This is a genomic window from Sporomusa sp. (assembly GCF_057736855.1).
Genome location: NZ_JBYKYF010000439.1, coordinates 1 through 1929 on the forward strand (window position 1 = coordinate 1; position 1929 = coordinate 1929).

A 1929-nucleotide genomic window follows, 5' to 3' on the forward strand; every position below is an offset into this window, starting at 1 on the left:
TTTTAACTCTTTAAAAGAGTTCATGGTGGCAGGATCTTTTTCAATAGCATCAACACTGCTGCTACCTTCTTGCGTGCCGACAACCTTACCAGCTAAATCGGCTTTGGTCTTAATGGTTGAGTTAGCAGGTACAACAATAATTTGGCGATTTTCCATATACGGGTTAGTGAACAGAATATTTTCTTTACGTTTTTCGGTGATTGTCAGTCCATTCCAGAGAACATCTACCCGTTTACCGTTTAGCTCGGCCTCTTTACTGTTCCAATCAATGGGCTTGAACTCCACTTCTACGCCCATCCGCTTAGCGGCTTCTTTGGCCATATCAATATCAAAACCTACTATATTGTTCTTATCATCACGAAACCCCATTGGCGGGAAATTATCATCAAGCCCAACCACAATTTTTTTCTGGCCGGCTCCGCCGCACCCGGCTATCAGCATGCCAGTCACTAAAAGCACCAACACAACTGCAATTCATTTTTTCACTATGACTCCTCCACTCTCCCTGTAATCGTAGTCCGTGCAGACGAACCACTATCACTATTTTACTTTAATGTATTAAAGTTTGGAAGTGATAAAAAAGTGGCGTTTTAGCAAACAGCTCCGGGTTTGTATTAAAAATCTCCTATTTACAAACGAAATCGCAAAATATTGTTCTTTTCTCAAGATACGCTACAACGCGAAACACCCATTGGGAAACCAGGCATAATTCAAAAGGTAGTTATAGTGGCACTGCCTCCTCACAAGGTACGGCAGTCTGGCATTTGCCACAGCCGTAGCGGGGTTTAAACCGCTCGGCCGTACTGTCCAGATAGGCTGCACAAACCTCATTATCTTTACCAGTATCAGCAATGGCCTTGGGCGGACAGCGTTTGATACAGGCACCACATTGATTGCAGTATTCATCATAGGTTTGGTACCTACGAGGTGTCACTTCCATGTCGGCTGTAGCAATAACACTTCCGAGGCGACCGGCTGCACCCGCTTGGGTAATAAATGACCGGTTCAAACTAAACGTACCCAGCCCGGCAATATAAGCAACATGGCGTTCTGACCAGTTGCTGCGGCGATGCGTCACAGCAAACCGGGCATCGAGTGCTGGTGCGATCGCTTGATAGCCAGCTTCTTCAAACCGCTCGGTCAAATACTTTCGCAACGCATTATTTACTAACTCACCTTCGATGCGTGCATACAACCATTCAGTCGCCGGCAATTCGCCTTGTCTATTGGCCTCCCGCACCGCTTTACTGAATGGCAAAAAATACGAAACAACCGCCTTCGCATGCGGCAGCCATTCACACGGTGACATATGATGCCGGCCGACAACGTGCTCCGCTTTCAATGTTTCAAATAATGCATCTTCCGCATGGGCCACCCCAATGAGTGGCCTGTCATAGATTTTGTCCAGCCCAATTTCGGCTACAGTATTCAGTGCGGTGTTCGCAATAAATTCAGTTATTATTTGTTCAACGATCTGTAAATTCATTATCTTCCTCCCGTGATACCGATAATAACAGGGAAGCCTCAGGCAGGTCATTCGCCCCTGCCATAGCATTAAGCCATGTGCCAATAACCGCACTGCTGCCTCTGCTATCATGAATAAGCGCCTCTAACGGAGTTAAATTGCTGGTGTTGGTTGAGAAACTCGTCATAGAGACAATGCGGCCAGTAGCCGTATCATATAGGGTTTGATCTAAGGTAACATAATAACTATGTTTCTTAGTTTTCTCCTTGTAGGCGCTAAGCTCCGGGACTAGTAGCAAATGATAGCCCCGCGACGCAGCCTGTTCATGCCCGATCGCGTCAAGACCGGCATCTGCCAACAGATAGTCTGGTAACACTCTACGATACTCATCCCATAATACCTGCTGCATATACCAAAATTCCGGCTGTAACTCCTTAGGTAAATTATTTTCAGCCGGATTGACA

2 protein-coding genes and 1 pseudogene are annotated in these 1929 nt (G+C 46.1%); all 3 read right to left on the reverse strand.

The features are described from left to right. Nucleotides 1-441 (reverse strand): transporter substrate-binding domain-containing protein (locus tag AC29Z1_RS17360; RefSeq protein ID WP_488272700.1); only part of this gene is annotated, 441 nt, incomplete at its 3' end. Between the two features lie 280 nt (nucleotides 442-721). Next, nucleotides 722-1486 (reverse strand): 4Fe-4S binding protein, encoded by a 765-nt coding sequence (locus AC29Z1_RS17365; RefSeq protein WP_488272699.1) that lies wholly within the window; start codon nucleotides 1484-1486, stop codon nucleotides 722-724. Next, nucleotides 1467-1929, reverse strand: a pseudogene (locus tag AC29Z1_RS17370) (hypothetical protein); the annotation flags it as partial. The gene AC29Z1_RS17365 and the pseudogene AC29Z1_RS17370, both read right to left, overlap by 20 nt.

Excerpts from the sequence above, each read along its gene's own strand:
- AC29Z1_RS17365 (WP_488272699.1), bottom strand. The coding sequence starts at position 1,486 with ATGAATTTACAGATCGTTGAACAAATAATAACTGAATTTATTGCGAAC.